Origin of the sequence: Rhizobium ruizarguesonis (genome assembly GCF_012349115.1) — a bacterium.
Taxonomy (GTDB): domain Bacteria; phylum Pseudomonadota; class Alphaproteobacteria; order Rhizobiales; family Rhizobiaceae; genus Rhizobium; species Rhizobium ruizarguesonis.
Map to the genome: position 1 here is coordinate 1 of NZ_PQIG01000085.1, position 26,560 is coordinate 26,560.

Below are 26,560 nucleotides of genomic sequence, written 5' to 3' on the forward strand. Positions count from 1 at the left end.
AAGATGGCGACGACACCACGACGGGCTACTTCCGTCTGCAGCGTTCGTTCTAATCTGATCTGACCTCGGTCAGTCAGGAAAGCCCGGCTCTCGAGCCGGGCTTTTTGTATTTGGACGAAGGCACGTTGTGCCCGCTGAGCGGTTTCGATGAGGTTATCGACAGGCGGCGAGAAAAGCTCGCATTGCTGTGGGGATGTTATCAAGATGCAGGAGCGGGGCATGTCCTTGCCCTTCGGCAGTATGAAGGATCAACCCTGAATGCCGCCGCGCCATCTCGCCGGCGGTTTCCTGTGAAAGCAGCGAAGTATTTTCGCCGCGGATCAGCATGAGCGGCAACCGGCCCAGGCTTTCGAATTGGCCCCAGAGATCAGGCAGCGGCTGGCTGAAATCGATCAATTTAAGCGCCTCCGCGATCGCCGGGTCGAAGTCGGCGACAGGCCTTCCACCGATATCGCGATAAAGGGCAAGCGCCATCTCGCGCCAGTCTTCCTCTGCAAGCGCGGTAAACGACTCGCCATGATTTTCCTTCAATATAACGGCGGCCTCGTTCCAGTCCCCCGGCCTCCTGCTGTTGTTGAGGTAGTCGCGGATCCGTGCCAGTCCCTCAGCCTCGAGCACAGGCCCGATATCGTTGAGGATGACGGCTTCGAGAAGATCCGGATGTATCGCCGCGATCAGATGCAGGATCAGGCCGCCCCGCGACGTGCCGATGAAGATCGCCCGCTCGATGCCGAGTGTCGTGCAGGCGGCAATGACGTCGCCGGCCTCGATGGCGAGATTGTAGTTCGCCTTGTTCTCATCCCAAGCCGAATTTCCCCGCCCGCGCGAATCGATCGCAATCACCCTGCGTGGCGCTGTCGGGTCGCGGGAAAGAAGCAGCGCCAGCGGATGAAAATCCCGCGTATTGCGGGTCAGGCCTGGCAGGCAGATCACCGGCAACCATCCGGCACTTGCCGCCTCGTCGGGCCGGTAGTCGCGGGCATAAAGCCTCAGCCCATCGGAAGACGTGTAAAATCGTTCTTGAAAACCACCCGCATCCCTATCCGGCATCGCATCCCTCGAGACCTGTTGATCGCGAAGATGTAGCCTGCTTTTCGAGCTGGGCCAAATGGCTTCAGGAGGCGCTGCGTCCGCCGATGAGATCACGCTCGATATCGGTCTGCTGGCCGAGGCGAGCCTTGTAGACTTCGTAATTCTCCATCACCCGCTGCACATAATTGCGTGTTTCGGGGAAGGGGATGCGCTCGATCCAGTCGACGATCTCGTCGATCGGCCTGCCGCGCGGATCGCCGTAACGGCCGATCCATTCCGGTACCCGCTTCGGCCCGGCATTGTAGGCAATGAAGGTGAGGATATAGGAGCCGCCGAAGGCGTCGATCTGCTCGCCGAGATAATGCGCACCGAGCGTCGCATTATAACCGGCATCGGCCGTCAGCTTGTCCTTCGAATAGGCGATGTTGTGGCGCTTGGCCACCGCCTGGGCTGTTCCTGGCAGAAGCTGCAGCAGGCCGCGTGCATTCGCCGCCGAAACGGCGGCCGGATTGAAGGCGCTTTCTTGCCGGGCGATGGCATAGGCGAGCGCCTTGCCGGAGCCTGATATATTGGCGTTCGCCGGGATCACGCCGACCGGAAAGGCGAGCGCCGCGACATCGATGCCGCGTCCATAAGCGATCTTGCCGATCTGCAGCGAAAGATGATGATCGCCGGATTGCTCTGCCTGAGCCGCGAGGACAGCCAGTTCACCCGGGCTCTGCAGTTGATCGGCAAGCGCGAGATAGAGAATGTCGGCCCGCCATCCATGGCCTGCGGCCTCCAGCCGGGCAATGGCCTGCACGGCTTCGCGTGCCTGGAAGCGTTGCCGGTCGGCAGTGCTCGGCGACGGATAGGTGACATTAAGCGTCTTTCGCCCCAGCCTTTCGGCCGCGAGCTGGCCATAGAAGGTGCCGGGAAAATTCGCGGCCTTTGCATAGAATTCGCTGGATTTTCCGGGGCCGCCGGCTTCGGCTGCCCGTCCCAGCCAGTACCAGGCGCGTGAAACCGAGATCGGCCCGTTTGATGTCTCGAGGATCTTGCGGAAATGTCTTTCCGCCGCTGCCGGGTCCTGCAGGCCGCGAAGCGCGTACCATCCGGCATGGAATTCAGCCTCGACGATATCCGTCGGGCTCGTTGCGGCGTAGTTTGCGACGATGCGATAGGCAGGCTTGAATTGTCCCTGGTCGACGAGGCCACGGCTGACGATGCGTTGCTCGTTCCACCATTCGCCGGAATTGACGAGTTCGCTGCGCTCGGGCGGCATTTGCTCCAGAAGTGCTGCCGCCTCGGCATATTTGTCCTGCTTGCGCAGATATTCGATCCGCGCAAACAGCAGGCCGGCATCGGCCCGCCACTTCGCATCGACTCCGTTGAGCAAAGCTCCGGCATTGGCCGCTTTGGCGTCGACCGCAGCCCAGGCCTTGTAGAGCGATTGTGCCTGGCCCATGTCGCCGAAGCGCTTGGCCTGCGCCACCCGGCCGCGATACATCAGATAGTCCATCCGCGCCTTGTGGTCGGCAGGCGTCAACAGCGCGGAAAACTCGATGAGGATCTTGTCCTCGGTCGCCTTGTCGAGAGCCTCTCCATGCCAGACCTTGCGGATATATTTTGCCGCCTGCGCCTGCTTGCCTGATGCAACCAGCGCCCGGCCGAGGATGACCGCGCCCTGCATCGTTTCAGGCGCGGTATCGCCGAAGGCGGCAAGTATGGCGGAAGGGGCGGGATTTTCGTCATAGAGCGCGCGCTCGGAATAGGCGCGCAGCCGCGCAAGACCCGGCCAGCCCTTGAGCTCCTGCGCGGCGCTGGCAATTTCATAGGAGGGAACGCCCTTCAATCCGGAAACGGCAATCGCCCAGGTGAGGATGTGGCGGTCGAGCGTCGCGTCGCGCATGCTGTCGCGGATCGAAAGCGCCAGCTGCGGGTCCTTGTCGGAAAGCGCATCGAGGCCGGCTTTCAGGTCGCCGTTGACGGGCGCGATTGCCGGGTTGCGCGGAATGGCGCCTGTTGTGATCGATTCCGGTATGGCTGTCTCGGGAATGAAGCCGAGCGGCTTGACCTCAGGCATGGAAGTGCTCTCGCCGGGAAGCGGCGACGCAACGCTGCCCCACGCAGCGGCAATGAAGCCGAAGGCGGACAGAATCAGGACAGCTTTCTTCATCCGGGATCTCGCAATGAAAACACGCCCTGCCATTAGGCTAGAGGCATCTTAACGAAACCTTACCGTACCAGGTAAAATTCATTCACATCTGCTATCGGAATTTGCCCTAAACCGAACTCTACGCGCTTGTCGCGATGATTTCGGCGCTCTATGGTGCGCAACTCTTATTCATGGAATGCGGCCGAAGCAAGGATTTGGTCGTGAGGAGCTTTGCATGTTCAATGGGTCCATTCCCGCCCTCGTCACTCCCTTCACGGATGCCGGACTGATCGACGAAGACAGCTTCGCCGCTCATGTCGACTGGCAGATCAAGGAAGGCAGCGGTGGTCTCGTTCCGGTCGGCACGACGGGCGAATCCCCGACGCTGTCGCATGCCGAACACAAACGGGTCGTGGAACTCTGCATCGAGGTTGCCGCAAAACGCGTTCCCGTCATGGCTGGCGCCGGCTCGAACAATACGCGGGAGGCGATCGAGCTTGCCCAGCATGCCGAAAAGGTCGGTGCGAACGCCGTTCTGGTCGTCACTCCCTATTACAACAAGCCGACGCAGAAGGGCTTGATCGCGCATTTTTCGGCCATTGCCGATGCCGTCGATCTGCCGATCTATATCTATAACATCCCCGGCCGCTCGGTGGTCGACATGACGCCGGAAACGATGGGTGCGCTCGCCAAGGCGCACAGGAATATCGTTGGCGTCAAGGATGCGACGGGCAAGATCGAGCGCGTCTCCGAACAGCGCATCACCTGCGGCGCGGATTTCAGGCAATTATCCGGCGAGGATGCGACGGCGCTCGGCTTCAACGCCCATGGCGGTGTCGGCTGTATTTCGGTAACGGCCAATGTCGCCCCGCGCCTTTGCGCCGACTTCCAGGCGGCAACGCTGGCAGGCGACTATGCCCGTGCCCTGGAATATCAGGATCGGCTGATGCCGCTCCACAAGGCGATCTTCCTTGAGCCGGGTCTTTGCGGCGCCAAATACGGGCTGTCCAAGCTTGGCCGGATGAGCCGCAACGTTCGCTCGCCGCTGCTTTCGACGCTGGAGCCGGCAACGGAATCGGCGATTGACGCCGCCATGCGTCATGCAGGCCTGTTGAACTGACGAGACCGGCCGTCTTCACAAGACGGGGTCTCTCCCTTACATAAAGGGCAAGGAATGAGGGCGCGGCTTTTCGCGCCATAGATCCGGATGATTTTAGGCCTGACTGGCCTGAAATCTGAATCCGGATCTACATCAAGAAATAGAGCATGATGGCACCCGAAAACCGCTCACACTTTTCGGCATCATGCTCGGAAGCAATTGGAATATCGTCATGGCCCCCAAAGGCAGCCAGCGCGTGGTGAACAGGATCGTGGCCGAAAACCGCAAGGCCCGCTTCAACTACGAGATCATCGATACTTACGAGGCGGGCATCGTGCTGATGGGCACGGAGGTCAAGTCGCTGCGCGAAGGCAAGGCCAATATCGCCGAATCCTACGCCTCGGATGAGGGCGGCGAGATCTGGCTGATCAATTCCTATCTGCCGGAATATCTGCAGGCCAACCGCTTCAATCACGAGCCGCGCCGGCGCCGCAAACTGCTGCTGTCGGGCCGTGAAATCCATCGCCTGCGCTCTGCCATCAACCGCGAAGGCATGACGCTAATCCCGCTGAAGATCTATTTCAACGATCGCGGTCGGGCGAAGATGGAACTGGCGCTCGCCAAGGGTAAGAAATTGCACGACAAGCGCGAATCCGAGAAGGAGCGCGATTGGAACCGGCAGAAGAGCCGCCTGCTGAAGGCTCATGGCTGACCGCGCTGCCGTGGTTTATGATCACGTCCTGATCGTCGCGGCCACTCCGGTTCGGGATGATGGAGAGATCAATCCTCGAGATCGCTGACCGGGGCAACTTCGGCGGGGCGTGGCGCCCGCTCGGAGGGATCACGACCGATTTCAGCCTTCAGAGATAAGAGATCGATGAAATGATCCGCCTGACGGCGCAGGTCGTCGGCAATCATCGGCGGCTGCGTCGCCATGGTTGAGATCACCGAGACCTTGCGGCCTCTGCGCTGCAACGCTTCGACCAGATTCGTGAAGTCGCCGTCGCCCGAGAAGATGACGAGGTGATCGACCGTTTCGGACTGTTCCATGGCGTCGATCGCAAGCTCGATGTCCATGTTGCCCTTGATCTTTCGGCGACCCATGGAATCCGTGAATTCCTTGGCGGGCTTGGTGACGACTTTGTAGCCGTTATAGTCGAGCCAGTCGATCAGCGGCCGGATCGATGAATATTCCTGATCCTCGATCAGAGCGGTATAATAATAGGCGCGTAGCAGATATCCGCGTTTCTGGAATGCTTTCAGGAGCTTGCGGTAATCTATGTCAAAGCCGAGGCTCTTGGATGCAGCGTAGAGATTGGCGCCGTCAATGAAGAGTGCAATTTTCTCGCGTGGGTCAAACATCGCTTACCAATCCAATGAGAGCAATCGAAATCAGAAGGCACCAAACCTCAATAAAAACAATAGCTTGCGTTTCAATTTCGATCTGATCCTTACTTTATGAATTATTCATATATGAAAGATTTAGGGCACGATTCGACATATTCCAAGCAACCTTCGGTGGAATTATGACATTCTCCATGGAAATTTAGCTCAGCCGCGGATAAAGACGAGGGGAGCCGGAATGAAAAACTTGTATTTGCCCGGTTTTAATTGTATCGGGCGTGTTAATCCCGAAATGACGACCGTAAAGGACAGGCAATGGCCCGTGTCACAGTTGAAGATTGCATCGACAAGGTGGAGAACCGCTTTGAGCTGGTTCTGCTCGCCAGCCACCGCGCCCGGCTGATTTCCCAGGGTGCCTCGATCACCATCGATCGCGACAACGACAAGAATCCTGTGGTGGCTCTGCGCGAAATCGCCGACGAGACGCTTTCGCCCGACGACCTCAAGGAAGATCTGATCCATTCGCTGCAGAAGCATGTCGAAGTCGACGAGCCCGAGCCCGATCCGGCAAGCATGATCGCCGCCGGCGGTGTTACCGCAGCCGACAGCGAAGAGCAGGACGACCTGCCGGAGACGATCACTTTCGACCAGATGTCGGAAGAAGAGCTGCTTGCCGGCATCGAAGGCCTCGTGCCGCCGGAAAAGAGCGACGACTACTAAGCGCGCAGGCGGGATCTCCGGTCGCATCGGTTAGATGCAGCCCGGAAAAAGCTTCATGCGACGCAAAAGAGCGACGATTACCAATCGTCAATCTTGCACCTTTATTGCTTAGGCATATTATTGCCCATGTGTGCGCCAATCGTTGATTGGCGCGCTTTTATTTTTATCGGAGTGGCTTTGGAATGATGCGGCAGTACGAGCTCGTGGAGCGGGTTCAGCAATACAAGCCCGATGCCAATGAAGCACTGCTGAACAAAGCCTATGTCTACGCCATGCAGAAGCATGGCCAGCAAAAGCGCGCGAGCGGCGATCCCTATATTTCCCATCCGCTCGAGGTCGCTGCGATCCTCACCGACATGCATCTCGATGAATCGACGATCGCGGTCGCCCTTCTGCACGATACGATCGAAGATACGACGGCGACGCGCGCCGAGATCGACGAACTGTTCGGCGAGGATATCGGCCGGCTGGTCGAGGGGCTGACGAAGATCAAGAAGCTCGATCTCGTCACCAAAAAGGCCAAGCAGGCGGAAAACCTGCGCAAGCTGCTGCTGGCCATTTCCGACGATGTGCGCGTGCTGCTCGTCAAGCTTGCCGATCGCCTGCACAATATGCGCACCCTCGACCACATGTCGGCCGACAAGCGTGCCCGCATTTCCGAGGAGACGATGGAAATCTATGCGCCGCTCGCCGGCCGCATGGGCATGCAGGACATGCGCGAGGAACTCGAGGAACTCTCCTTCCGCCATATGAACCCGGAAGCCTACGAGACCGTCACCAAAAGGCTGGAAGAGCTTTCGAAGCGCAACGAGGGCATCGTCAAGAAGATCGAAGCCGAACTGCGCGACCTGCTGGTGGCAAGCGGCCTGACGAGTGCCTACGTCAAGGGCCGGCAGAAGAAGCCCTATTCGGTCTTCCGCAAAATGCAGTCGAAGTCGCTTTCCTTCGAGCAGCTTTCCGATGTCTACGGCTTCCGCCTGATCGTCGAGGACATCCCGTCCTGTTACCGAGCGCTCGGCATCGTTCATACGCGCTGGCGCGTCGTGCCCGGTCGCTTCAAAGATTATATCTCGACGCCGAAACAGAACGATTACCGGTCGCTGCACACCACCATCGTCGGTCCCTCCAGCCAGCGCATCGAACTGCAGATCCGCACCAAGCGGATGCATGAAATCGCCGAATTCGGCATCGCCGCCCACACGCTCTATAAGGACGGCGCCACCAATGCCGATGGCGACATCCTGTCCCGCGAATCCAATGCCTATTCCTGGTTGCGCCATACGATCGAGGCGCTGGCCGAGGGCGACAGTCCGGAAGAATTTCTCGAACATACCAAACTCGAGCTCTTCCAGGACCAGGTCTTCTGCTTCACGCCGAAGGGCAAGTTGATTGCCCTGCCGCGCGGCGCCACCCCGATCGATTTCGCTTATGCGGTGCACACCAATATCGGCGATACCACGGTGGGCGCCAAGATCAATGGCCGTATCATGCCGCTGGTGACGCGGCTTGCAAATGGCGACGAGGTCGAGATCATCCGCTCCGGCGTGCAAGTTCCGCCCGCCGCCTGGGAGGAGATTGTCGTGACCGGCAAGGCGCGCGCCGCCATCCGCCGGGCCACCCGAATGGCGATCCGCAAGCAATATGCCGGCCTCGGCCACCGCATTCTCGAGCGCACCTTCAATAGGGCCGGCAAGATCTTCTCGCGCGAGGCGATGAAGCCGGCGCTGCACCGTCTCGGCCAGAAGGACGTCGAGGATGCGATCGCCGCCGTCGGCCGCGGCGAGATGTCCTCGCTCGACGTGTTGCGCGCCGTCTATCCCGATCATCAGGATGAGCGCGTGACCGTGAAGCCGTCGGGGGATGATGGCTGGTTCAACGTCCGCAGTGCGGCCGGTATGATCTTCAAGATCCCCGGCAAGACGAAGGCCGGGCATGACGGCGGCCATTCGGAAATCGACGCCGACGCTGATATCGGGCCGATCCGCGGCCTGTCCGGCAATGTCGACGTCAAATTCGCACCGACCGGCGCCGTGCCCGGCGATCGCATTGTCGGCATCATGGACCAAGGCAAGGGCATCACCATCTATCCGATCCAGTCGCCGAGCCTGCAGCGCTTCGACGATCAGCCCGACCGCTGGATCGACGTGCGTTGGGATCTCGACGAAGCCAACAAGTCGCGTTTCATGGCGCGCATCATGGTGAATGGGTTGAATGAACCCGGCACGCTTGCCAAGGTCGCCCAGACGGTTGCAGGCCTCGACGTCAATATCCGCTTGCTGAACACGGTGCGGGTGGCGGCGGATTTCACCGAAATGATGCTCGAGGTCGAGGTCTGGGACCTGCGTCAGCTCAACCAGTTGCTCGCCCAGATGAAGGAACTGGATTGCATCGCCACGGTCCGGCGTCTCTACGAGTAAGCTTTTGTTAAGCCCTTTCGGGGGTTTGGATGAAAAATTGCACATTTTATGATCGGGATGACGCATCAAAAAGGCAAGAGATGCGCTGAGCGCATGGCTGTCTCCATGTTGCGGCGGTGGTAATTAACCTCTGTCGGGCCTATCTTCTAGCTATCGAAACGCAAACAGAAGATGAGACAAGGTAATGTTTGACCCTATCAAGAAATTCGCACGTGCCTTCCGCGCTCCGACCACGCAGGAACGTGAAATGGCTTATTTGAACGGCTCGCTCGATCGTATTGATCTCGAGTTTCGTCAGCGCCAGGTCGACCGCGGTCTGTTCCGCAATCGCTGATACAGAACTTTATACTTGAGACGAGTGAGGGACGTTATGCATAACGGACGCCCCTCGGCATGAAGAAGCTCCTCTTCGCAGAGAGAAATGAGGGGCGGTTCTTCGAGCGGTATCATTTGCCGCTCTTGTCATGGCCGTGTGCGCTGCACTAAATACCGGCCATGTTGTTTCGCCGTCGCAAGCCTGCGGGATTCAAGGAAAAGATGCGGGAGCTTTTATGGCCTCGCAAGGGTTTCCTTCGCCCGATCCGTTACCTGACAATGCGCGTCCTGCGCCTGAGCGCTTCGCCGCATGCGGTTGCCGCCGGCGTCGCTGCGGGTGTCTTCGTCTCGTGGACGCCTTTCATCGGCGTGCATTTTGTCATGGCTTTCGTCATCACCTATTTCCTCTCCGGCAGCATGGTGGCCGCCGCCCTCGGTTGCGCCGCCTTCGGCAATCCGCTGACCTATCCCTTCATCTGGGGCATCACCTGGGAAATCGGACATTTGCTGTTGAGCCGCGAGGATCATCTGGCCGGTCAGACGGTGGATCTCGCTGCCCTTTTTCACAAGCTGAACTTCGCTGAGCTGTGGAAGCCAGTGCTGGAGCCGATGCTGGTCGGCGCCATTCCGCCGGCGATGGTCACCTCCGTTGCGCTCTATGCGCTGACGTTCTACACCGTGAAGGGTTTTCAGACGCGCCGCCACATACGGCTGATGGAGCGGGCGCGCCTGCGTCTTGCCAGTCCGGCCGGCGACATGCCGAGCGTATGAACCTGATCAAGAATTCTTAAGCGATGGAAGGTTCCGCATGATCATCGGCATTGGCAGCGATCTGATCGACATTCGCCGTGTCGAGAAATCCATCGAGCGCTTCGGCGAGCGCTTCACCCATCGCTGCTTCACCGAGATCGAGCGCGCGCGTTCTGACCGCCGGGCAAATCGTGCCGCATCCTATGCCAAGCGTTTCGCTGCCAAGGAGGCCTGTTCCAAGGCGCTGGGTACCGGCATAGCCCAAGGCATCTTCTGGAAGGACATGGGCGTCGTCAACCTGCCGAGCGGCAAACCGACCATGGTTTTATCAGGCGCCGCCGCCCTGATCCTCGAATCGCTGCTGCCCGCGGGCCACAGGCCCGCCATTCATTTGACAATAACGGATGATTATCCCTTGGCGCAGGCCTTCGTCATTATCGAGGCGTTGCCCGAGAGCCTCTGATCGCGACCTCTCGTCGCTTTTGGTGTTGTCGCCATTGCCGCAACCGACCGAAGCCGCTAGAGAGAACGACAGAAAGAATTGCGCCTCCGCGGCGTCTTGAAGGAATAAGACTGCGTGTCCGAAAAAGTCGAAGCCAAGCCGAATGCCCTCTGGGAAAATATCAAAGTCATCATCCAGGCGCTGATTTTGGCGATGGTGATCCGTACGGTGCTGTTCCAGCCCTTTACCATTCCGTCCGGTTCGATGATGCCGACGCTGCTCGTCGGCGACTACATCTTCGTCAATAAGTTCGCTTACGGCTATTCGAAATATTCGCTGCCGTTCTCGCCTGACGTCTTCAGCGGCCGCCTGTTCGGCGCCGATCCGAAGCGTGGCGACATCGTCGTCTTCCGCTTCCCGCCAAACCCTGAGGTTGATTACATCAAGCGCTGTATCGGCCTGCCGGGTGACCATATCCAGGTTACCGACGGCGTGCTCTACGTTAACAGCAAGCCGGTTCCGAAGGTGGCGGACGGCAGCTTCACCTCGGATTACAAGCTTGATCCGGGTGCGGATGTGCCGGTGTTCCGCGAAACGCTCGACAACGGCAAGACCTATGACACGCTTGATCAGTCTCCGGTATCGCGCGGCGACAACACCCGCGAGTTCATCGTGCCGGAAGGCCACTATTTCATGATGGGCGATAACCGCGACAACTCGCTCGACAGCCGCTTTGACGTCGGCTTCGTGCCTGCGGAAAATCTTGTCGGCCGCGCCAGCGTCATCTTCTTCTCGCTCGGCAACGATACCTCCTTCCGCGAAATCTGGAAGTGGCCGACGAACATGCGTTGGGATCGCCTCTTCAAGGTTGTTGAATGAGTAAGGCGCAGACGCTTTCTGCGGCGGACCGCGCAAAGCTTGAAGGCCTGATCGGTCATGACTTCGCTGAAAAGGAGCGCCTGGATCGCGCGCTGACCCATGCCAGCGCCCGCACGGAAAAGGGCAGCAATTACGAACGGCTGGAATTCCTCGGCGACAGGGTCCTCGGGCTCTGCATCGCCGAGCTTCTGTTCCGCACTTTCGGCACGGCGGGAGAAGGCGAGCTCTCGGTTCGCCTCAACCAGCTCGTCAGTGCTGAAACCTGTGCCGCGGTCGCCGACGAGCTCAATCTTCACCTCTATATCCGCACCGGCGCCGATGTGAAGAAATTGACCGGCAAGCGCATGATGAACGTGCGCGCCGACGTCGTCGAAAGCCTGATCGCCGCGATCTATCTCGACGGCGGCCTCGAAGTTGCCCGCCGGTTCATTCTGCGTTACTGGCAGGGCAGGGCGGTGCGGGCCGATGGCGCCAAGCGCGACGCCAAGACCGAGCTGCAGGAATGGTCGCACGCGAAATTCGGCGTCACGCCGATCTACCGGGTTGATGAACGCAGTGGACCGGATCATGATCCGCGCTTCAAGGTGACGGTGGAAGTTGCTGGCATTAAGCCCGAAACCGGCGTAGAGCGGTCGAAGCGTGCCGCCGAACAGGTCGCGGCAACGAAGATGCTCGAGCGCGAAGGCATTTGGCAGCAATCGTCTGCCGGAAACTGACGGGACAATGACACAAGAAGAAGATATCGCGGCCGAAGCTGCCGCAGAAACCAATGGTCCGACGCATTCGGGCTTCGTCGCGCTGATCGGGCCGACCAATGCCGGCAAGTCGACGCTGGTGAACCGCCTCGTCGGCGCCAAGGTCTCGATCGTCAGCCATAAGGTACAGACGACGCGGGCCATCGTTCGCGGCATCGCGATCCACGACAATGCCCAGATCGTCTTCATGGATACGCCCGGTATCTTCAAGCCGCGCCGCCGGCTTGACCGTGCCATGGTAACCTCGGCCTGGGGCGGTGCGAGGGATGCCGATTTGATCGTGCTGCTGATCGACAGCGAGCGCGGCCTGCGCGGCGATGCCGAAGCCATCCTCGAAGGCCTCAAGGAAGTCCGGCAACCGAAGATCCTGCTGCTCAACAAGATCGACCGCGTCAACCGCGAGGATCTGCTTGCACTGGCCGCTGCCGCCAACGAGAAGATCGCTTTCGAGCGCACATTCATGATATCAGCCGAAAATGGCTCCGGCTGCGACGACCTCATGGACTATCTGGCGAAAACGCTCCCGGAGGGGCCGTGGTACTATCCGGAAGACCAGATCTCCGATCTGCCGATGCGTCAGCTCGCCGCCGAGATCACCCGCGAGAAGCTGTTTCTGCGCCTGCATCAGGAGCTTCCCTATGCCTCGCATGTCGAAACGGAGAAGTGGGAAGAGCGCAAGGACGGCTCGGTGCGGATCGAGCAGGTGATCTATCTTGAGCGCGACAGCCAGAAGAAGATCGCGCTCGGCAAGGGTGGTGAAACCATCAAGGCGATCTCGACTGCGTCGCGCAAGGAATTGTCGGAGATCCTCGAACAGCCGGTCCATCTCTTCCTGTTCGTCAAGGTTCGCGAGAATTGGGGTGATGATCCCGAGCGGTTCCGCGAAATGGGTCTCGATTTTCCGAAATAAGCATGGCAAGGATGTCATCGGGTAGACGCTGGCCCCTGCTGGCGCGCCGGTTTTGCGACGGCAAGGGCAAGTATGGCGACGTCGAGACCCATCAATTCGTTCAAGACCCCATGCGAGCAATGTCCTTTGCGGCCGTTGCCGCATTTCAGGGAATTCAGCCGCGACGAGCTGGAATTCGTCTCGAGCTTCAAAAGGGGTGAGCTTGCCGTCGATGCCGGCTCCACCATCCTCGTCGAGGGAGCCCATAGCGCTCATCTCTTCACGGTGCTCTCCGGCTGGGGCTTCCGCTACAAGATGCTGGAGGACGGGCGTCGCCAGATTCTGAACTATATCATGCCGGGCGACCTGATCGGCTTGCAGGGAACGATCGCCGGCGAGATGCAGCACTCCGTCGAAGCGCTTTCACCCGTTTCGCTCTGTGTCTTCGAACGAGACAGGCTGATGACGCTTTACAACAAGCACGCCTCGCTCGCCTTCGACATTACCTGGATCGCCGCGCGCGAGGAGCGCATCCTGGATGAGCATCTCTTGAGCATCGGCCGCCGCACGGCGCTGGAAAGAGCAGCCTACCTGATCGCTTTCCTGTTTGAGCGCGGCCGGAAGCTCAATATTTTCAACGGCCGCAAATTTATCCCCATCACCCAGCAGCACATTGCCGACACGCTCGGTCTCTCCATCGTTCACACCAACAAAACCTTGAAAAAGCTCAGCGAACGTGGGTTGATCCGCTGGCAGGAGCGCGGCTGCGAGGTGCTGAACGGCGAGGAATTGATGGTCATCGCCGGCTGGGAAGGGCTTGGAGAGGGCAAACGCCCGTTCATCTAAAGCGCGTCGCGATCTTTCAGATTCGCTCCTGGCGCTTCAGGCCTTCGTTTTACGCATGTCGTTGTCGCAAAACCGCTGCACACTTTTGCGCGACATGCTTTAGCCAAGCAGCCTGGTTATGTCTTTTTTAAATGCAGATTAGCAGCAGGGAAAATAAGGTCAGCCGACGTCTTTCCTCCGATTTTGATTCTTATCGACCGGGCAGAAAAATGGTTTATTCAGAAAAGGTGGCGGAATTCACCGATAGCGTGCCATGCGGGGCACCGGAGGGCAATGATGTTGGCGAAATGGCCGGGGCGCTGCGACAGGTGCCCGACGAGGGGCATGGAATCATGAGCGCAACCCGTGTTCTGGTTCTTGAAGACAGTCTGATCATCGCGATGGAGGCGGAAGATATTTTGCGCCTGGCAGGTGTCGAGAGCATCGATATCGTCGGCAGTTTGGAACAGGCGAGGGCTGCCATCGCTGCGGAGAAATATGATTTCGCCCTTCTCGACGTCAATCTCGGCGAGGGCATGAGCTTCGGATTTGCCCGCCATCTTCTCGATATAGGCATCCCCTTCGGCTTCGTCAGCGGTTATTCCGATACAGGCGATTTCCCGGCCGACCTGCAGCACATACCGCTTCTGGTGAAACCGTTCGACGAAACGGCAATGCGTGAATTCCTGCAGAGGCTTTTCCCGGCTGTCGCCTGACACGATCCATGACAGAAGTGGTCCATGACAGAAACCGGGCCTTGGATTAGGATGGATTCGTCAGCCGCAGGGACTTCTTTCGATGCAATGGCAGGATCAGGCGATCATTCTGGGCGTCAAGCGCCACGGCGAGACGAGCGTCATTGCCGAGGTGATGACGCGTGATCGCGGCCGCCATCTCGGCCTGGTGCGTTCCGGCCGCTCGCGCGCCATGCAGCCGGTGCTGCAGGCGGGTAATGCCGTGGAGGTCATCTGGCGTGCCCGGCTTGACGAGCATCTCGGCGAATTCCGCGTCGAGCCGGTGACGCTGCGCGCCGCCCGCCTGATGGAAACGGCGACCGCCGTCTACGGTGTCCAGGCGATGGGCGCGCTGCTGCGGCTGCTGCCGGAGCGTGACCCGCATCCGCACCTCTTCGATGCGCTGGAGGTCATCCTCGATCACCTGCACAACCCGGCTGATGCCGGCGAACTCTTCGTACGCTTCGAGCTTGCGGTGCTGAACGATCTCGGCTTCGGCCTCGATCTCGCCGAATGCGCCGCGACCGGCGCCCGTTCCGATCTCGTCTATGTCTCGCCGAAATCCGGCCGCGCCGTCAGCCGCGCCGCCGGTGCGCCCTGGGCGGACAAAATGCTGGTCCTGCCGCCGTTCCTCAGCATCGAAGGCAACCATGCGGCCGACTTCGATAGTCTCTCAGCCGCATTCCGTCTGACAGGGTTCTTTCTGCATCGCCATGTCTACGAGCCGCGCGGCATCGAGGCGGCAACTGCCCGCGACGGTTTCGTTCAGGCGGCGCTCAAGGCGCTTAATCCAGCCTTGCGGACGCTTTCCGGCCCGAATGGTATTTCCGCCTGACCTCGTTTTTTACGGGTGCAAAACATCCTCCGGATTTGGCGGTTTACCTGCCGATGAGCGCTTCCTATGTCTTCACAGGATTGCCAATCAAGGAGGACCTCATGCTGACCAAGACCGCATCACCGACGACGATCACGCTCTGGAACGGCCGTGAAATTCCGCGCCTCGGCATGGGATGCTGGGCGATCGGCGGCCCCTTCTTCGCCGGCGACACGCCGCTCGGCTGGGGCGATGTCGACGACGATGAATCCGTGGAAGCGATCCACCGTGCCATCGAACTCGGCATCCGCTTCTTCGACACGGCCTCGAACTATGGCGCCGGCCACTCGGAGGAGGTGCTCGGCCGCGCGATTGGCAATCGCGACGATATCGTCATCGCCACCAAGTTCGGCTTCGCCACCGATCCGGCTACCAAGCAGGCAACCGGCGCCTTCGCCGATGAGGCCTTCATCCGCCGTTCGGTCGAGACCTCGTTGCGCCGCCTCAAGCGCGAGCGCCTCGATCTCCTGCAGTTCCATCTCAATGATTTCCCGCTGGATCAATCGGATGCCGTCTTCGATACGCTGGAGGCGCTGCGCGCCGAAGGCAAGATCGACGCGTTCGGCTGGAGCACCGATTTTCCCGATCGCGCCGCCCGTCATACCGGCCGCCGGGGCTACGTCTCGGTCCAGCATACGATGAACGTCTTCGAACCGGTGCCGGAGATGATTGCGGTGATCGAGGGGAAGGGTCTGATCTCCATCAATCGCGGTCCGCTGGCGATGGGTCTGCTCACCGGCAAGTTCACCGCTGACAAGGCAGTGGGCGCCAAGGATGTCCGCGGTGCTGCCCTCGAGTGGATGGTCTATTTCAAGGATGGCCGCATGGCCCCGGAATTCGCCGCAAGGCTCGATGCCGTCCGCGATCTCCTGACATCAGGCGGCCGCACGCTGACGCAGGGCGCGCTTGCCTGGCTCTGGGCACGCTCGCCGCGCACCCTTCCCATTCCGGGCTTCCGTACCGTCGCCCAGGTGGAGGAAAACGCTGGCGCGCTGGAGAAGGGACCCCTGCCGGCCGATGTCATGGCAGGCATCGATACCGCACTCGCGCGCGTGTGACGCTTCTAGAGCGGTTCAGCTTTTCACGGAAGCGCAGAACCGCTCTAACTCTTTGTATTCACGCAATTCCGGACGGAAAACCGCTTCGCACTTTTCCTGGAATTGCTTCTATGCTGCGGCGCGACGCTTGAGCGCCCAGCCTTCCGGCCTCTCTTCAATGATGCTGACGGTGTCACCGATCGTGATCCTGCCACTGCCGCGTGGCGTGACGTTCCAGCCGAAGAGCGGGCCGGGCACGCGCCGGTCGGCCGACATGCGGATGCGGCCCATGGCCGGCATCGGGTTTGGTCCCTCGCGGGACCCGGTCAACTGGTCCTGCGTCGTCATGATGCAGCGGGAGCAGGGTTTGACGAGATCGAAGCGGATGCCGGCGATCTCGATCGCGGCCCAGCGGTCCTCCGGCCAGGCTTCGTCCGTATCGATGACGATGTTCGGACGGAAGCGTTCCATGCCGACACTGCCTTCGCCATGGGCGGCGAGATCGGCATTCAATGCCTTCAGCGAGCCCGTCGTCGTCACCAGGATCTGGTAGCCGTCGGTAAAGGTGACAGGCGTGCCTTCGCCAGCCCATTCGGCATTCGCCGTCCGCCGCGCCTGCCCCTCGAAGAAGACCAGCCGCACCTCGCGGCCAAGCCATTCGGAAAGCTGCCGGCTGCTCTCCGGATCGGCGACGGCGGCGCTGACGGCAGATTTCCAAACGATCACATCCATGCGGTTTTCAGGCTGAGGCGCTGCTACCGATATGTCCGTTTTCCCCTGCATCAGCAGCCGAAAGGCGCTTGCCTCCGGTCGCACCTCGATGCGCGCGAGATCTGGCAGTTCGCGTTGGGTGATGAAGTGACCCTGCGCATCGGTGATCATCGCCCGTCGGTCGCCGGGAAGTCCGTAACCGTCGATGTCGGCGGCCGACAGCGCAATGCCGCGGGCGCTCTTGAGTGGGTAGATGAAGAGGTCGCTGACACGCATGTTGTGCTCCTAGATTTCGTCCATGAATTCCGAGAGGAAGTCGCGCAGGCTTTTGTCACGCGCAGCCGCCAGCCTGCGGCCGGTCTCGGTCTGGAATCCTTCCGCCAGTTTGAACAGCTTCGTCTGGAAATGGTCAATGGCATAACGCTTGTCATCGAGCGGGCGGTCTGCCGCCGCCGGGTCGAATGGATCGTAGAGCCCGGATCCCAGTCGCCCGGCAATATAGAAGCAGCGGGCGACGCCGACCATGCCGATCGCATCCAGCCGGTCGGCATCCTGCAGGATCTTCGCTTCCAGCGTCTGCGGCGTCACCCCGGCCGAGAAACTATGCGCGGTGATTGCGTGGGCTGCTGCTTCAATATCCGCCTCGCTCCAGCCGAGTTCTGCCAGGATCGCCGATGCCTTCTCCGCCGCCAAAGCCGATGCTCTTGCCCGCAGCGGCGAATTCTTCTCGACTGCGACGCAGTCATGCAGCAGCACGGAAGCGGCAAGCACCCGACCGTCGCCGCCTTCTCCCTCATGGATGCGCATGGCATTCCTGAAGACGCGCAGGATATGGGCAAGGTCGTGCGAGCCGTCGTCGCCATCGGCAGCATGCGCAATCAGCGCCGCGGCAAGCGTTTCGTGTGGGGAGAAAGCTTCAGCCGCGAACATAGCGCCACCTGTCATGAGGAAGATCGTTTTCCGCCGATAGGCATCGGCGCGGAATGGAATGCGGGCGGTAAAAGGATGCGACAACGAAGATCTCAGGAATCGCAGCCGATTTTGTAGCGGCTTGCCGTGCGAGTCGCAATCGAGGGGGATCTCAGTGCTTGGCTTCAGGAAGATGCGTCACGCCGCCGTTCGGCGGCAGGGAGAGAAGATGGGGCACGTCACGCGCCGGTCGCGGCGGACTGATGTGATAGCCCTGGATTTCGTCGCATTCCTCGCATTCGAGCAGCGCCAGTTGGGCGGCCGTCTCGACGCCCTCGACGGTGACGCGCATGCCGAGCGCATCGCCGAGCAGGATGATCGCGTGCATGATCGCATGCGCTTCCTTGTTGTCGACGATGTCGTTGACGAAGGACTTATCGATCTTGATCTTGTCGAAGGGGAAGCTCGAGAGATAGCTCAGTGAGGAATAGCCGGTTCCGAAATCGTCCATCGAGATGCGGATGCCGCGCTCCTTCAGCGCATGCAGGATCGGCAGCACGTCGCTCAGATTTTCCATCAGCACGCTCTCGGTGATTTCGAGTTCAAGCCGCGACGGCGACAGCGCCGCGGCGGCAAGCGCCTCGCTGACATCTTGCGTCAGGTCGCTGCTGCTGAATTGGATTGCCGAAACGTTGACGGCGATCTTGATGCCCTCCGGCCATTGCGCTGCATCGTTGCAGGCCCGGTGCAAAACCCAACGGCCGATATCAACGACAAGGCCGACCTCTTCGGCAAGCGGAATGAAATCCATCGGCGGAACGCGGCCTCGAGCTGGGTGGTTCCAACGGATCAACGCTTCGAAACCACAGATGCGCCGCTGCACGAGGTCATAAAGCGGCTGGTAGTGCAGCTCGAATTCTTCATTCTCAACGGCTGCTCTGAGGTCCGCCTCCAGCGCGTGGCGCAACTGGATCTGCGCTTCCATCTCGCTGGCGAAGAAACGTTCGCGTTTGCGCCCGTCCGCCTTGGCATGTGACAGCGCCACGCCGGCATTTTTCAACAGGATATCGGTTTCCTCGCCATCCTCAGGGGCGATTGCGATGCCCATGGAGACGCTGAGTTCCACCTGTTTTTCGCCGTGGAGGAATGGTTTGGAAAGCTCCCGGCGGATCCGCTCGGCAAGCGCCGTCACGTTCCGGGGCTGCTGCTTGCCCGTCTGCAGGATGGCGAATTCGTCCGAGCCGAGGCGCGCCAGGGTGTTTTCCGAACCGGCCGAGGCTCGGATGCGCTCGGCGACCTGCAGCAGGATCTTGTCGCCGGCCGAAACGCCCATCGTGTTGTTGATCGATTTGAACCGGTCGAGATTGAGGTGAACGAGGGCAATCTGCTGATCTGGCCTGCGCTCTGTGAGCGTCGCATCCACCTGCTCGCGGAAATGAATGCGATTCGGAAGGCCGGTGAGCGGGTCGTGGTGGGCGAGATAGGTGATGCGCTCGGCCGCCCTTCGATCCTCGGTAATATCGGCATGAATGGAAATGTTGCTGCCGTCGGAAAGGATAGTCACCATGCTCTGGATGATGCGGCCATCGTCCATCAACCATTCGCGCCGACGGAGACTACTGCTCCTTACGGTTGCGGAAGAATGTCGCCCGGCCCGCCGGCCGGGCTTGGTGCTGGCGCTCTCCGTGCCGCGCATTTTGGCCGTGAGATCGGCGATTGTCGCGCCGGCAATGACATCTTCGTCCGTCAGGTCGAAGAGCTGGCGGAAGCGGGTGTTGGAAAGCGTCAGCCGCTGGTCGGAGTCGAAGACGCTGAGACCGAGCGGCAGGTTGTTGAGGATGATTTCGAAGAGTTTTTTCTGTCCGTCGAACGCTTGGCTGAGGGCGGAAATATTGCCTGTCAGCGCATGGTTTTCCCTTAGCAGCGTTTCCGCGCTTCTCTCGATTTCGTCATAGTCGCTTTCATGGACGCGATAGGTCGCGATCACAAGATCCATCAGGCGCTGCGCATCGATCGATCCGTCGGCGGTGACGGCCTCGGTGCATTGCCGCCAGAAAAGCGCTTCAGCTTTCATGTGAATGCGTCTCGCGGGACGATAGCGGAGGGAAGCGTCCTCGTTTGATGAACGTGCCTCATTTCGCCGGACATAGAAGACCTTTCTAAAATGAATACAGAGATTGATATTGATGAGCTGGACGCCTGCTGGTGATGCGTGAATGCCCATTTTGTATGGGCCGGATTAATATTCGGTTGCAGTGCAGCAGAGACCTCGCTGCGTTAGGCGTCTGTTTTATATGTGAAAAATACCTGAAATACGGAGAAAAGCGGCCCCCTGATGCTGGCAGAGGCCTGCGCTCGAGCATTCCGTTAACTTTTGTCAATCATCGTTAATGAGAAGTTAACAACTTATTGACGCACTGCGCAAATCAGTTTAACCACCGAGTCAACAGTGATTTTCCAAGTTCGTATTGCGTACAAACACCACCGGCAAAATGCGGTGAATGGAGGTTTGTATGACCAGCACCACATCCGTTTCAGACACGTCATATGCATATCTGGCGACTCTTTCGCGTCTCGATGCTAATGGCGATGGCGTCCTCAGCCGCGGCGAACGTGCCGCCGATGAGAAGCCCGGCATCATCAAAGAGCTCCTCGACGAGGACAAGAACAGCGACACGCAGCCGAAATTTTCCGGCAGCCTGATCGCGCTGATGATGGACACGCGTGACAGTGCCACGGCAATCAGCATCGCCGTTTCCTATCCATTACAGCAGACCGCGCCGGCGACAGGCGATCAGCCCGAGGATCTCTACCGCAAGACCTACGGCCAGTTCGATTTCGACGCGGTCGCCTGAACGGCGTCCCGATTCGGATGATCAAGCCGGCCGTTGGCCGGCTTTTCTCGTTACGTCTTCTTCGTTCGATCTTCCTCGGTCAGGAACACCTTCCGGTTTGACACGTTCAGAAGGACAACCGGACGGAAGGAGATCTCCATGAAAGCCATGCGCATTATCGCCGCCCTGAGCCTGCTTGCGGTTGCATTGCCGGCGGGCGCTCAGGACAAGCAGACGGCGGTCGCCAATTTCGTCGGCAAGGACGGCAAGGAGGACGGCCGCGCGCAACTGACGGCTGCCGCCACTGGCGGCGTCCTGATCGAAGTCGAGATATCGGGACTGCCGGCGAATAAATGGGTGGCCTTCCATGTTCATGAGACCGGCCGCTGCGACGCCGCGACCCATCACGAATCGGCGGGCGGCCACTTCAATCCTGAGAAGGCAGAGCACGGCATTCTTGCAGCCAAGGGTCCGCACGCCGGCGATATGCCCAATCAATATGTCGGGCAGGACGGCGTGCTGCGGGCGCAGGTCTTCGACAGCATGGTCACGCTCGACGGCAAGACCGACGGCATTCGCGGCCGTGCATTGATGGTGCACGCCAATTCGGATGATTATCGCAGCCAGCCTTCGGGTGATGCCGGGGAAAGACTTTCTTGCGGCGTCATTCAATAGCCTACGGCGCAATTCTCAGATCGGCATCGATTAAGAACAAAATTAGGAATTCGAAGTGCACAGCGCCGCGGGTCTTAAAAAGGCCCGCGGCGCTGCAATGTCTTACTGCCGCGTCGGCGTCGGTTTTTCGGCCGTCGCCTTGCCGTTGGACGTTTTTGCCGGCGCGGCATCTGAATCATCCGGCGCAGCGTCAGGATTGTCGTCGAAGGCGAGTTTCACGCGCTTCACCATGTCACGGCTGATTTGCCACCAGTCACCGGTCTTTGCCCAGTAGCGCAGCGCTACGGAGATCGTGCCGTCACCAAGGCTGTCGATGAAGACGCTGGGGGCCGGTGACGTCAGCACCCTGGAATCGACTTTGGCAAGGTTCATCAGCGTCTCCATCGCCAGATCGATGTCATCCGCATAGGCGACGCTGATTTTCAGCTCGTTCCGCCGGGTAGGCTCGCGGGTGAAATTGGTAATGGGCGTATTCCAGAGCGTCGAATTCGGCGCCAAACGGTAGAGCCCGTCGCCGGTTTTGAGCTCGGTTGCAAACAATCCGATTTCGCGCACCGTGCCGGCCACGCTGCTGGTCTCGATATATTCGCCGACGCGGAAAGGCCTGAGGATCAGCAGCATAATGCCGGCGGCGATATTCTGCAGCGTCCCTTGCAGCGCCAGTCCGATCGCCAGGCCTGCTGCGCCGAGGGTTGCGATGATCGAAGCGGTCTGGACGCCGAATTGACCGAGGACGGTGATGAACACCAGGATGAGCAGCGCATAGCGCAGCACATTGGTGAAGAATCGCGCCAGCGTCTCGTCGATGCCATGAACGCGCGACAGGCCTTCATAGGCCCAGCGGCTGGTAAAACCGGCCAGCGCCCAGCCAAGAACGAGCAGGATCACCGCCCCGAGGACGGAGAAGGAATATTGCACCGCAAGCGCGCTTGCCTGGCTGAGTGCCGTTTGCGTGGCGAGGAGGACATCGGCTGCCTGTTGTTCCATGATCTGGCCCTGTCGATTGTAGTGGTCGGGGGCTAGATGGAGCGGCTGGCGGCAGCGTCAACCACCAACGGCGTCCCGGATCGCAAGCACGAAGGGCGCATTGCCGTCGGCATCCGCACCGCGTCCGATTGCCCGCACCGCCGCGACCAGCCGGCCGCCGCGGCCGAGCAGCGCGTCACCGATCTCGATCAGCCGGGCATTCGGCGTCGCGAAAGGTGAGGCGGCCCGCAGCCGGTGGGCAAGCGTTTCCTCGCTTTGATCGGGTGCGAGCGACAGCGCGGCGATGAGGGCTGCCGCCGGCGATCGCGACACGCCCATCCAGCAATGGATGAGCAGCGGCGTCTCCTGTCGCCACGAGGCGGCAAAGTCGATAATTGCTCGCACATGCGTCTCGTCAGGCGCCACGAGGTCGCCGGTGCCTTTGAAGACGATGTCGTTCATGCCAAGTGTCAGATGACGTTCGGCCGCGATCACGCCCGGTCGGTGAAAGGCCTGCTCCTTGGCGATCAGGCTGATCATATCGCGCGCCTTGTGGCGCACTGCCATTTCGGCAATGCGCGACAGCGGCGAGACGACGATAAAGGTCACGACACCATCTCCCGCTCGGCCTCGATCGCCGCGAAGCGCTCGCAGAACAACCGCTGCGCCTCGATCGCCGGCAGGGGCTCGATCATCAGCATGTCCTTGCTGATGCCGCGCGGCTGGCCGAAGAATTTCTGCGCCTCGGCGGGGGTGAAGCCGGCGAGCACGGTCGCCTCGAAATAGGCAGCGATCGTGTCAGCCTTCTTGATCCGGTCCTTGAGATCGCGCGAGGGATGCGGCGGCAGGCCGAAGCGCAGATGCACGGCGGCTTCGAGCCGCTTTTCCACCGTCTTGTAGCCGCCGCCGACCACCGATTTGAACGGCGAGATCATGTCCCCGATCACATATTCGGGTGCATCGTGCAGCAGCGCCATCAGGCATTCCTGTGGCCGCGCATCGTTGAAGCGGCGGAAGATATCCTCGACGACGAGACTGTGCTGGGCCACCGAAAAAGCATGATCGCCTGAGGTCTGGCCGTTCCAGCGGGCAACGCGCGCAAGCCCATGAGCGATGTCGGCGAGTTCGACGTCGAGCGGCGAGGGGTCGAGCAGGTCGAGCCTGCGCCCGGACAGCATGCGTTGCCAGGCACGCGGCGCTTTCGTCGTTGTCACGCGTTGGCCTCGTCGGCGCTGGCGGGAAAGACAAGGCCGGACCATGCCGGCAGGACGAGGGAAACGGGCGTTTCTCCGGCCAGCAGAGGCGTGCCTACGGCCATCGCCGCGCCGGCGCGGTCGATGCGCACGATCGCAAGTCCACTGCCGCCTTCGACCGAACCGAGTGTTCCCACAGGCTTGCCGCCAGCGGTGATCTCGGTCCCGGTCTCCGGCAAGGCTGTTGCCGCGGACACCGTGACGACGCGCCGGCGCGCGGTGCCGCGGTGCTGCATGCGCGAGACGACCTCCTGGCCGACATAGCAGCCTTTCCGGAAGGAGAGCCCACCGTTGAAATCCATCAGCACGTCATGCGGGAAGGCGTCCTGCAGGGCGAAGTCCGATCCTGATGTGACGATGCCGTGGCTGATTCGCAGCGCGTCGTAGAGCGCTTCTTTGCCATCACCATGTTTGCCGGGCCGGCGGATCAGCGTGATGCCCGCCTTGGCGAAGCGGCTGTCCCGGACGCCCTGGCTGCCCCGGACGCCTTGGCTGCCCTCGGCATCCTCGCCCCAGCAAACAGTGACGCCCTCTTCGGTGCTTGGCGCAAGTGTGACTGCGGCGCGCAGCTTGTACATCGTCAACCGCTTCAGCAGGCTGTCGCGCTGGCCGGCATCGGTTTCGATCATGTAACCGTCGCCGTCCTGCCAGATCATGAAATCGAACAGGATCTTGCCCTGCGGCGTCAAGAGTGCCCCGGGCCGCGCCTCGTCGGCGCCGAGCGCGGTGATATCGGTGGTGATCAGGTTTTGCAGGAAGGATTGGGCTTCCGCGCCGCTGACGAAGAGCAATGAGCGGTCTTTCAGGAATACGGCTGGCATGGCGGAACCTGTCGCGTTGGTCATCGCTCAGAGGTATGTCTTCATGAGCTGGATCGCAAGCGCCATGCGAGACGTGAAAGGCGCAGCCAAGACGGGTGTCAGTCGCCCGCCGTGAAGAATTTCCATTTGCCCTCAGGCGTGATGCCGAGGCGATAGAAATTATATCCGCCGAATTCCTGCATGTCGGAGAGATCGCCGGCCGTGACGATGCGCAGCAACTCGACGCGCTCCGGCGGGGTCAGCGACTTCAGGTCCTTTTCGGCAAAATAGGGCCAGACATACATGTCGTCTGCTGTGCCCTGGCCGACATGCACGAAGCCGGTCGAGATGATGTCGAGCATGATGGCAAGGATCTCGTCGCCGTCGGGATCGCCCGAAAGATCCTTCAGCGTGCCGATAGGATCGTCGGTCGGCTCGCCCACAGTCACCTGCGTCTGGTCGGCGCCGGTGCCCATCAGCGGCCGCAGCCGCTCGAGATCGCCGGAGGCGGCCGCTTCGACAATCTGCTCGCGCATTTTTCGAACTGGCTCTGGCACCTTACTGATGTCGTAGATCACCTCGACGGGCTTGGAACTGTCCTGAGCGCCCGGCGTCTTGTCGGCACCCTGATTGTTCTGGCTGTTGACCAGCGGATCAGCCATGGGAACGCCGGGAGTGGTCCCGCCCTGCGGCTGGCTCTGTCCCTGAGCGCTTCCTTGCGCGGGCGGCGTGTCGTTGGCCGCCTGGCCGGGGATCTTGTGCAGTTCGGAAAGCGCGTAGGCTGCCGGCGCAAGGAAAACATTGCCGGCGGCGAGGCTAAACGCAAGCAGCACCGGCGCGAGCGGAATTCGCGAAACTTTCTCTTTACCGGTGTGCATCAAACTCTCTGATAACAATTATTGCAGGGTGCGGTTCGCGGAAAATTCGCCGGCAAGCATGCGCTCACGCAGCGAATCCAGCAGGGCTTCGGCGCTCTTTTCACCATGCAATCTGATCGTCTCGCGCAGCGCATGTGCAATGGCGGCATCAGCGATGATTTCAGGCTCGATACCGTCGGCCATGCCATCGGCCCAAGCCTCGTTCTGGTACTCCAGAGCTGCCTGCATCTTTTCGTGGACGATCATGTCGTCGATGTCGTTGAGGCTTGCTTCCATTGTCTTTTCCTCAGAACTTCTCATGTCTTACTGCACCGTTAACAACACTAACAGCCTTTTCCCAAAACGACACGTCCGCATGCGAAAACAGGTTAATTAAACGTCAATTTCCAAAGCGCGAGGTAATTTCTGTGGCAAGTGTTGCACCTTCGTTACGGTAGCGCTCTTCTGCCACGATGGCCGCCGGGGTGCAATCCGTATAGACCGAGGCGAAGGCGCGATAGCCGCGATTGAAGGCCGCTGTGAGCTTTTCCTTGCGCAACTGCTCGTTGCCGGTCTCCGAATCGAGCAGCTGCTGCATGCCGTTTCGCCACTCGTCGCCACCCGCTGCCTTGCAGAGCGTTCTCAGATAATGCACCGAACCCAGCACCTCGGCGAACCGCGCCAGCTTGTCGTCATAGGGCACGCTCACGATCGGCGGCGCAATCTGCTCCTCCTGTGGAGGCGAGGTGTTCTTGCCCTGCGCCATCGCAGGGCCGGCGAGCACGAGCAGGGACAGGAAAACGCGTCGAACAGGAATCATGCTCGTAGTTGATACGCTCAGCATGACAGCAACAAGGCGTGCTTCAAAGTTTCCACGTCTATTCGCCGCCCGCCAGCCGCTCAACGCATTCGAGCACGCTCTGCGGTACGGGCAATTGCCGGATATCCTCCACCGTGTACCAGCCGAGGGCGGCCGCATCGTCGGCGGCTTCCGCCACCGCGTCTTCATCTGCATCGACGCGAAAGACCGACAGCAGGAAATGGCTCTTGACGCTGCCGTCGGCCGCAAGCGTCTTCAGGTCGTAGGTCGAAAACAGCCGCGGATTACGTGCCGAAATGCCGGTCTCTTCATGGAATTCGCGCAATGCCGTTTGGTCCGGCGTTTCGCCGGGCTCGGCCCGCCCGCCGGGAAAGGCATACATGTCGGCGGAAGGCGGATTGCGCCGCAACACGAGGAGGAATCGCCCGTCTCGTTCGAGAATGGCGGAGGAGGCGGCTCTGGCGGTGGAGGTCATCGGGGCCTGCT

Annotated in this window: 30 protein-coding genes; 16 read left to right on the plus strand and 14 right to left on the minus strand. The window is 60.4% G+C overall.

Annotated elements, in window-relative coordinates; all coding sequences use genetic code 11:
• Window positions 1-153 precede the first annotated feature (153 nt).
• Entirely contained in the window at window positions 154-1,050 is an 897-nt protein-coding gene (locus C3Y91_RS19940; protein ID WP_024321243.1) for an alpha/beta fold hydrolase, read from the minus strand.
• Window positions 1,051-1,114: 64 nt separating this feature from the next.
• Complete coding sequence (locus C3Y91_RS19945; protein ID WP_024321242.1) at window positions 1,115-3,190, minus strand: lytic transglycosylase domain-containing protein; 2,076 nt, start codon at window positions 3,188-3,190, stop codon at window positions 1,115-1,117.
• A gap of 214 nt (window positions 3,191-3,404) precedes the next feature.
• Here C3Y91_RS19945 and dapA point away from each other — a divergent pair, with 214 nt between their 5' ends.
• The gene (dapA, locus tag C3Y91_RS19950) at window positions 3,405-4,289 is read left to right on the plus strand and encodes a 4-hydroxy-tetrahydrodipicolinate synthase (RefSeq protein ID WP_018070610.1); all 885 of its coding nucleotides are present in this window, start codon (window positions 3,405-3,407) and stop codon (window positions 4,287-4,289) included.
• A 211-nt stretch (window positions 4,290-4,500) separates the two neighbouring features.
• On the plus strand, window positions 4,501-4,980 hold the full coding sequence (gene smpB, locus C3Y91_RS19955) for an SsrA-binding protein SmpB (protein WP_024321241.1): 480 nt from the start codon (window positions 4,501-4,503) through the stop codon (window positions 4,978-4,980).
• Between the two features lie 68 nt (window positions 4,981-5,048).
• Here smpB and C3Y91_RS19960 read toward each other — a convergent pair whose 3' ends face one another.
• Window positions 5,049-5,630: a LabA-like NYN domain-containing protein gene (locus C3Y91_RS19960; RefSeq protein WP_003558079.1), complete on the minus strand. Its 582-nt coding sequence runs from the start codon at window positions 5,628-5,630 to the stop codon at window positions 5,049-5,051.
• A gap of 297 nt (window positions 5,631-5,927) precedes the next feature.
• Here C3Y91_RS19960 and rpoZ point away from each other — a divergent pair, with 297 nt between their 5' ends.
• The 12 genes from rpoZ to C3Y91_RS20020 all read left to right on the plus strand — a co-directional run bounded on the left by rpoZ (window position 5,928) and on the right by C3Y91_RS20020 (window position 16,270).
• Window positions 5,928-6,332: a DNA-directed RNA polymerase subunit omega gene (gene rpoZ, locus C3Y91_RS19965; protein ID WP_018070608.1), complete on the plus strand. Its 405-nt coding sequence runs from the start codon at window positions 5,928-5,930 to the stop codon at window positions 6,330-6,332.
• A 182-nt stretch (window positions 6,333-6,514) separates the two neighbouring features.
• Window positions 6,515-8,749, plus strand: coding sequence for a RelA/SpoT family protein (locus tag C3Y91_RS19970; protein WP_018070607.1), 2,235 nt, complete (start codon window positions 6,515-6,517; stop codon window positions 8,747-8,749).
• Between the two features lie 184 nt (window positions 8,750-8,933).
• Window positions 8,934-9,083, plus strand: a complete 150-nt coding sequence (locus C3Y91_RS19975) for a DUF3563 family protein (RefSeq protein ID WP_003558084.1) — start codon at window positions 8,934-8,936, stop codon at window positions 9,081-9,083.
• A gap of 161 nt (window positions 9,084-9,244) precedes the next feature.
• Window positions 9,245-9,835 (plus strand): DUF2062 domain-containing protein, encoded by a 591-nt coding sequence (locus C3Y91_RS19980; RefSeq protein ID WP_018482482.1) that lies wholly within the window; start codon window positions 9,245-9,247, stop codon window positions 9,833-9,835.
• Between the two features lie 37 nt (window positions 9,836-9,872).
• Window positions 9,873-10,277 carry a holo-ACP synthase gene (gene acpS, locus C3Y91_RS19985; RefSeq protein WP_024321240.1) on the plus strand — a complete coding sequence of 135 codons (405 nt, stop codon included), beginning with the start codon at window positions 9,873-9,875 and terminating at the stop codon, window positions 10,275-10,277.
• Between the two features lie 114 nt (window positions 10,278-10,391).
• Window positions 10,392-11,135, plus strand: a complete 744-nt coding sequence (lepB, locus tag C3Y91_RS19990) for a signal peptidase I (RefSeq protein WP_018070604.1) — start codon at window positions 10,392-10,394, stop codon at window positions 11,133-11,135.
• Window positions 11,132-11,851 (plus strand): ribonuclease III, encoded by a 720-nt coding sequence (gene rnc / locus C3Y91_RS19995; RefSeq protein WP_018070603.1) that lies wholly within the window; start codon window positions 11,132-11,134, stop codon window positions 11,849-11,851. Before lepB ends, rnc begins: the two co-directional genes overlap by 4 nt.
• 7 nt (window positions 11,852-11,858) lie before the next feature.
• Window positions 11,859-12,800 carry a GTPase Era gene (gene era / locus C3Y91_RS20000; protein WP_018070602.1) on the plus strand — a complete coding sequence of 314 codons (942 nt, stop codon included), beginning with the start codon at window positions 11,859-11,861 and terminating at the stop codon, window positions 12,798-12,800.
• Between the two features lie 72 nt (window positions 12,801-12,872).
• On the plus strand, window positions 12,873-13,625 hold the full coding sequence (locus C3Y91_RS20005; RefSeq protein ID WP_018070601.1) for a Crp/Fnr family transcriptional regulator: 753 nt from the start codon (window positions 12,873-12,875) through the stop codon (window positions 13,623-13,625).
• 209 nt (window positions 13,626-13,834) lie between these two features.
• Window positions 13,835-14,320 carry a response regulator gene (locus C3Y91_RS20010; RefSeq protein WP_024321238.1) on the plus strand — a complete coding sequence of 162 codons (486 nt, stop codon included), beginning with the start codon at window positions 13,835-13,837 and terminating at the stop codon, window positions 14,318-14,320.
• Window positions 14,321-14,402: 82 nt separating this feature from the next.
• A complete protein-coding gene (gene recO / locus C3Y91_RS20015; protein WP_024321237.1) occupies window positions 14,403-15,173 on the plus strand; it encodes a DNA repair protein RecO in 771 nt (256 codons plus the stop codon).
• A 101-nt stretch (window positions 15,174-15,274) separates the two neighbouring features.
• The gene (locus tag C3Y91_RS20020; RefSeq protein ID WP_024321236.1) at window positions 15,275-16,270 is read left to right on the plus strand and encodes an aldo/keto reductase; all 996 of its coding nucleotides are present in this window, start codon (window positions 15,275-15,277) and stop codon (window positions 16,268-16,270) included.
• 108 nt (window positions 16,271-16,378) lie between these two features.
• On the opposite strand, the gene C3Y91_RS20025 is transcribed toward C3Y91_RS20020, so the two are convergent.
• The 3 genes from C3Y91_RS20025 to C3Y91_RS20035 form a co-directional block, all read right to left on the minus strand.
• Window positions 16,379-17,236 carry an MOSC domain-containing protein gene (locus C3Y91_RS20025; RefSeq protein WP_024321235.1) on the minus strand — a complete coding sequence of 286 codons (858 nt, stop codon included), beginning with the start codon at window positions 17,234-17,236 and terminating at the stop codon, window positions 16,379-16,381.
• Window positions 17,237-17,245: 9 nt separating this feature from the next.
• Window positions 17,246-17,905 carry an HD domain-containing protein gene (locus tag C3Y91_RS20030; RefSeq protein ID WP_024321234.1) on the minus strand — a complete coding sequence of 220 codons (660 nt, stop codon included), beginning with the start codon at window positions 17,903-17,905 and terminating at the stop codon, window positions 17,246-17,248.
• A 136-nt stretch (window positions 17,906-18,041) separates the two neighbouring features.
• Window positions 18,042-19,943, minus strand: a complete 1,902-nt coding sequence (locus tag C3Y91_RS20035; RefSeq protein WP_024321233.1) for a putative bifunctional diguanylate cyclase/phosphodiesterase — start codon at window positions 19,941-19,943, stop codon at window positions 18,042-18,044.
• A 427-nt stretch (window positions 19,944-20,370) separates the two neighbouring features.
• Here C3Y91_RS20035 and C3Y91_RS20040 point away from each other — a divergent pair, with 427 nt between their 5' ends.
• On the plus strand, window positions 20,371-20,724 hold the full coding sequence (locus C3Y91_RS20040; RefSeq protein WP_172643705.1) for a hypothetical protein: 354 nt from the start codon (window positions 20,371-20,373) through the stop codon (window positions 20,722-20,724).
• A 138-nt stretch (window positions 20,725-20,862) separates the two neighbouring features.
• Complete coding sequence (locus C3Y91_RS20045) at window positions 20,863-21,378, plus strand: superoxide dismutase family protein (protein WP_024321231.1); 516 nt, start codon at window positions 20,863-20,865, stop codon at window positions 21,376-21,378.
• Window positions 21,379-21,480: 102 nt separating this feature from the next.
• On the opposite strand, the gene C3Y91_RS20050 is transcribed toward C3Y91_RS20045, so the two are convergent.
• The 8 genes from C3Y91_RS20050 to C3Y91_RS20085 form a co-directional block, all read right to left on the minus strand.
• Entirely contained in the window at window positions 21,481-22,365 is an 885-nt protein-coding gene (locus tag C3Y91_RS20050; protein WP_024321230.1) for a mechanosensitive ion channel family protein, read from the minus strand.
• A 57-nt stretch (window positions 22,366-22,422) separates the two neighbouring features.
• Window positions 22,423-22,953, minus strand: coding sequence for a tyrosine phosphatase family protein (locus tag C3Y91_RS20055; protein WP_018484447.1), 531 nt, complete (start codon window positions 22,951-22,953; stop codon window positions 22,423-22,425).
• Window positions 22,950-23,558: a YfbR-like 5'-deoxynucleotidase gene (locus C3Y91_RS20060; protein WP_018070590.1), complete on the minus strand. Its 609-nt coding sequence runs from the start codon at window positions 23,556-23,558 to the stop codon at window positions 22,950-22,952. Before C3Y91_RS20060 ends, C3Y91_RS20055 begins: the two co-directional genes overlap by 4 nt.
• Window positions 23,555-24,418, minus strand: a complete 864-nt coding sequence (gene ygfZ, locus C3Y91_RS20065; RefSeq protein WP_024321229.1) for a CAF17-like 4Fe-4S cluster assembly/insertion protein YgfZ — start codon at window positions 24,416-24,418, stop codon at window positions 23,555-23,557. Before ygfZ ends, C3Y91_RS20060 begins: the two co-directional genes overlap by 4 nt.
• Before the next feature lie 98 nt (window positions 24,419-24,516).
• Window positions 24,517-25,275 (minus strand): hypothetical protein, encoded by a 759-nt coding sequence (locus C3Y91_RS20070; protein ID WP_024321228.1) that lies wholly within the window; start codon window positions 25,273-25,275, stop codon window positions 24,517-24,519.
• 18 nt (window positions 25,276-25,293) lie between these two features.
• Entirely contained in the window at window positions 25,294-25,551 is a 258-nt protein-coding gene (locus tag C3Y91_RS20075; protein ID WP_003546972.1) for a hypothetical protein, read from the minus strand.
• Window positions 25,552-25,654: 103 nt separating this feature from the next.
• A complete protein-coding gene (locus C3Y91_RS20080) occupies window positions 25,655-26,098 on the minus strand; it encodes a TIGR02301 family protein (RefSeq protein ID WP_024321227.1) in 444 nt (147 codons plus the stop codon).
• A gap of 34 nt (window positions 26,099-26,132) precedes the next feature.
• Window positions 26,133-26,549 (minus strand): NUDIX hydrolase, encoded by a 417-nt coding sequence (locus C3Y91_RS20085; protein ID WP_075224241.1) that lies wholly within the window; start codon window positions 26,547-26,549, stop codon window positions 26,133-26,135.
• Window positions 26,550-26,560: the final 11 nt, after the last annotated feature.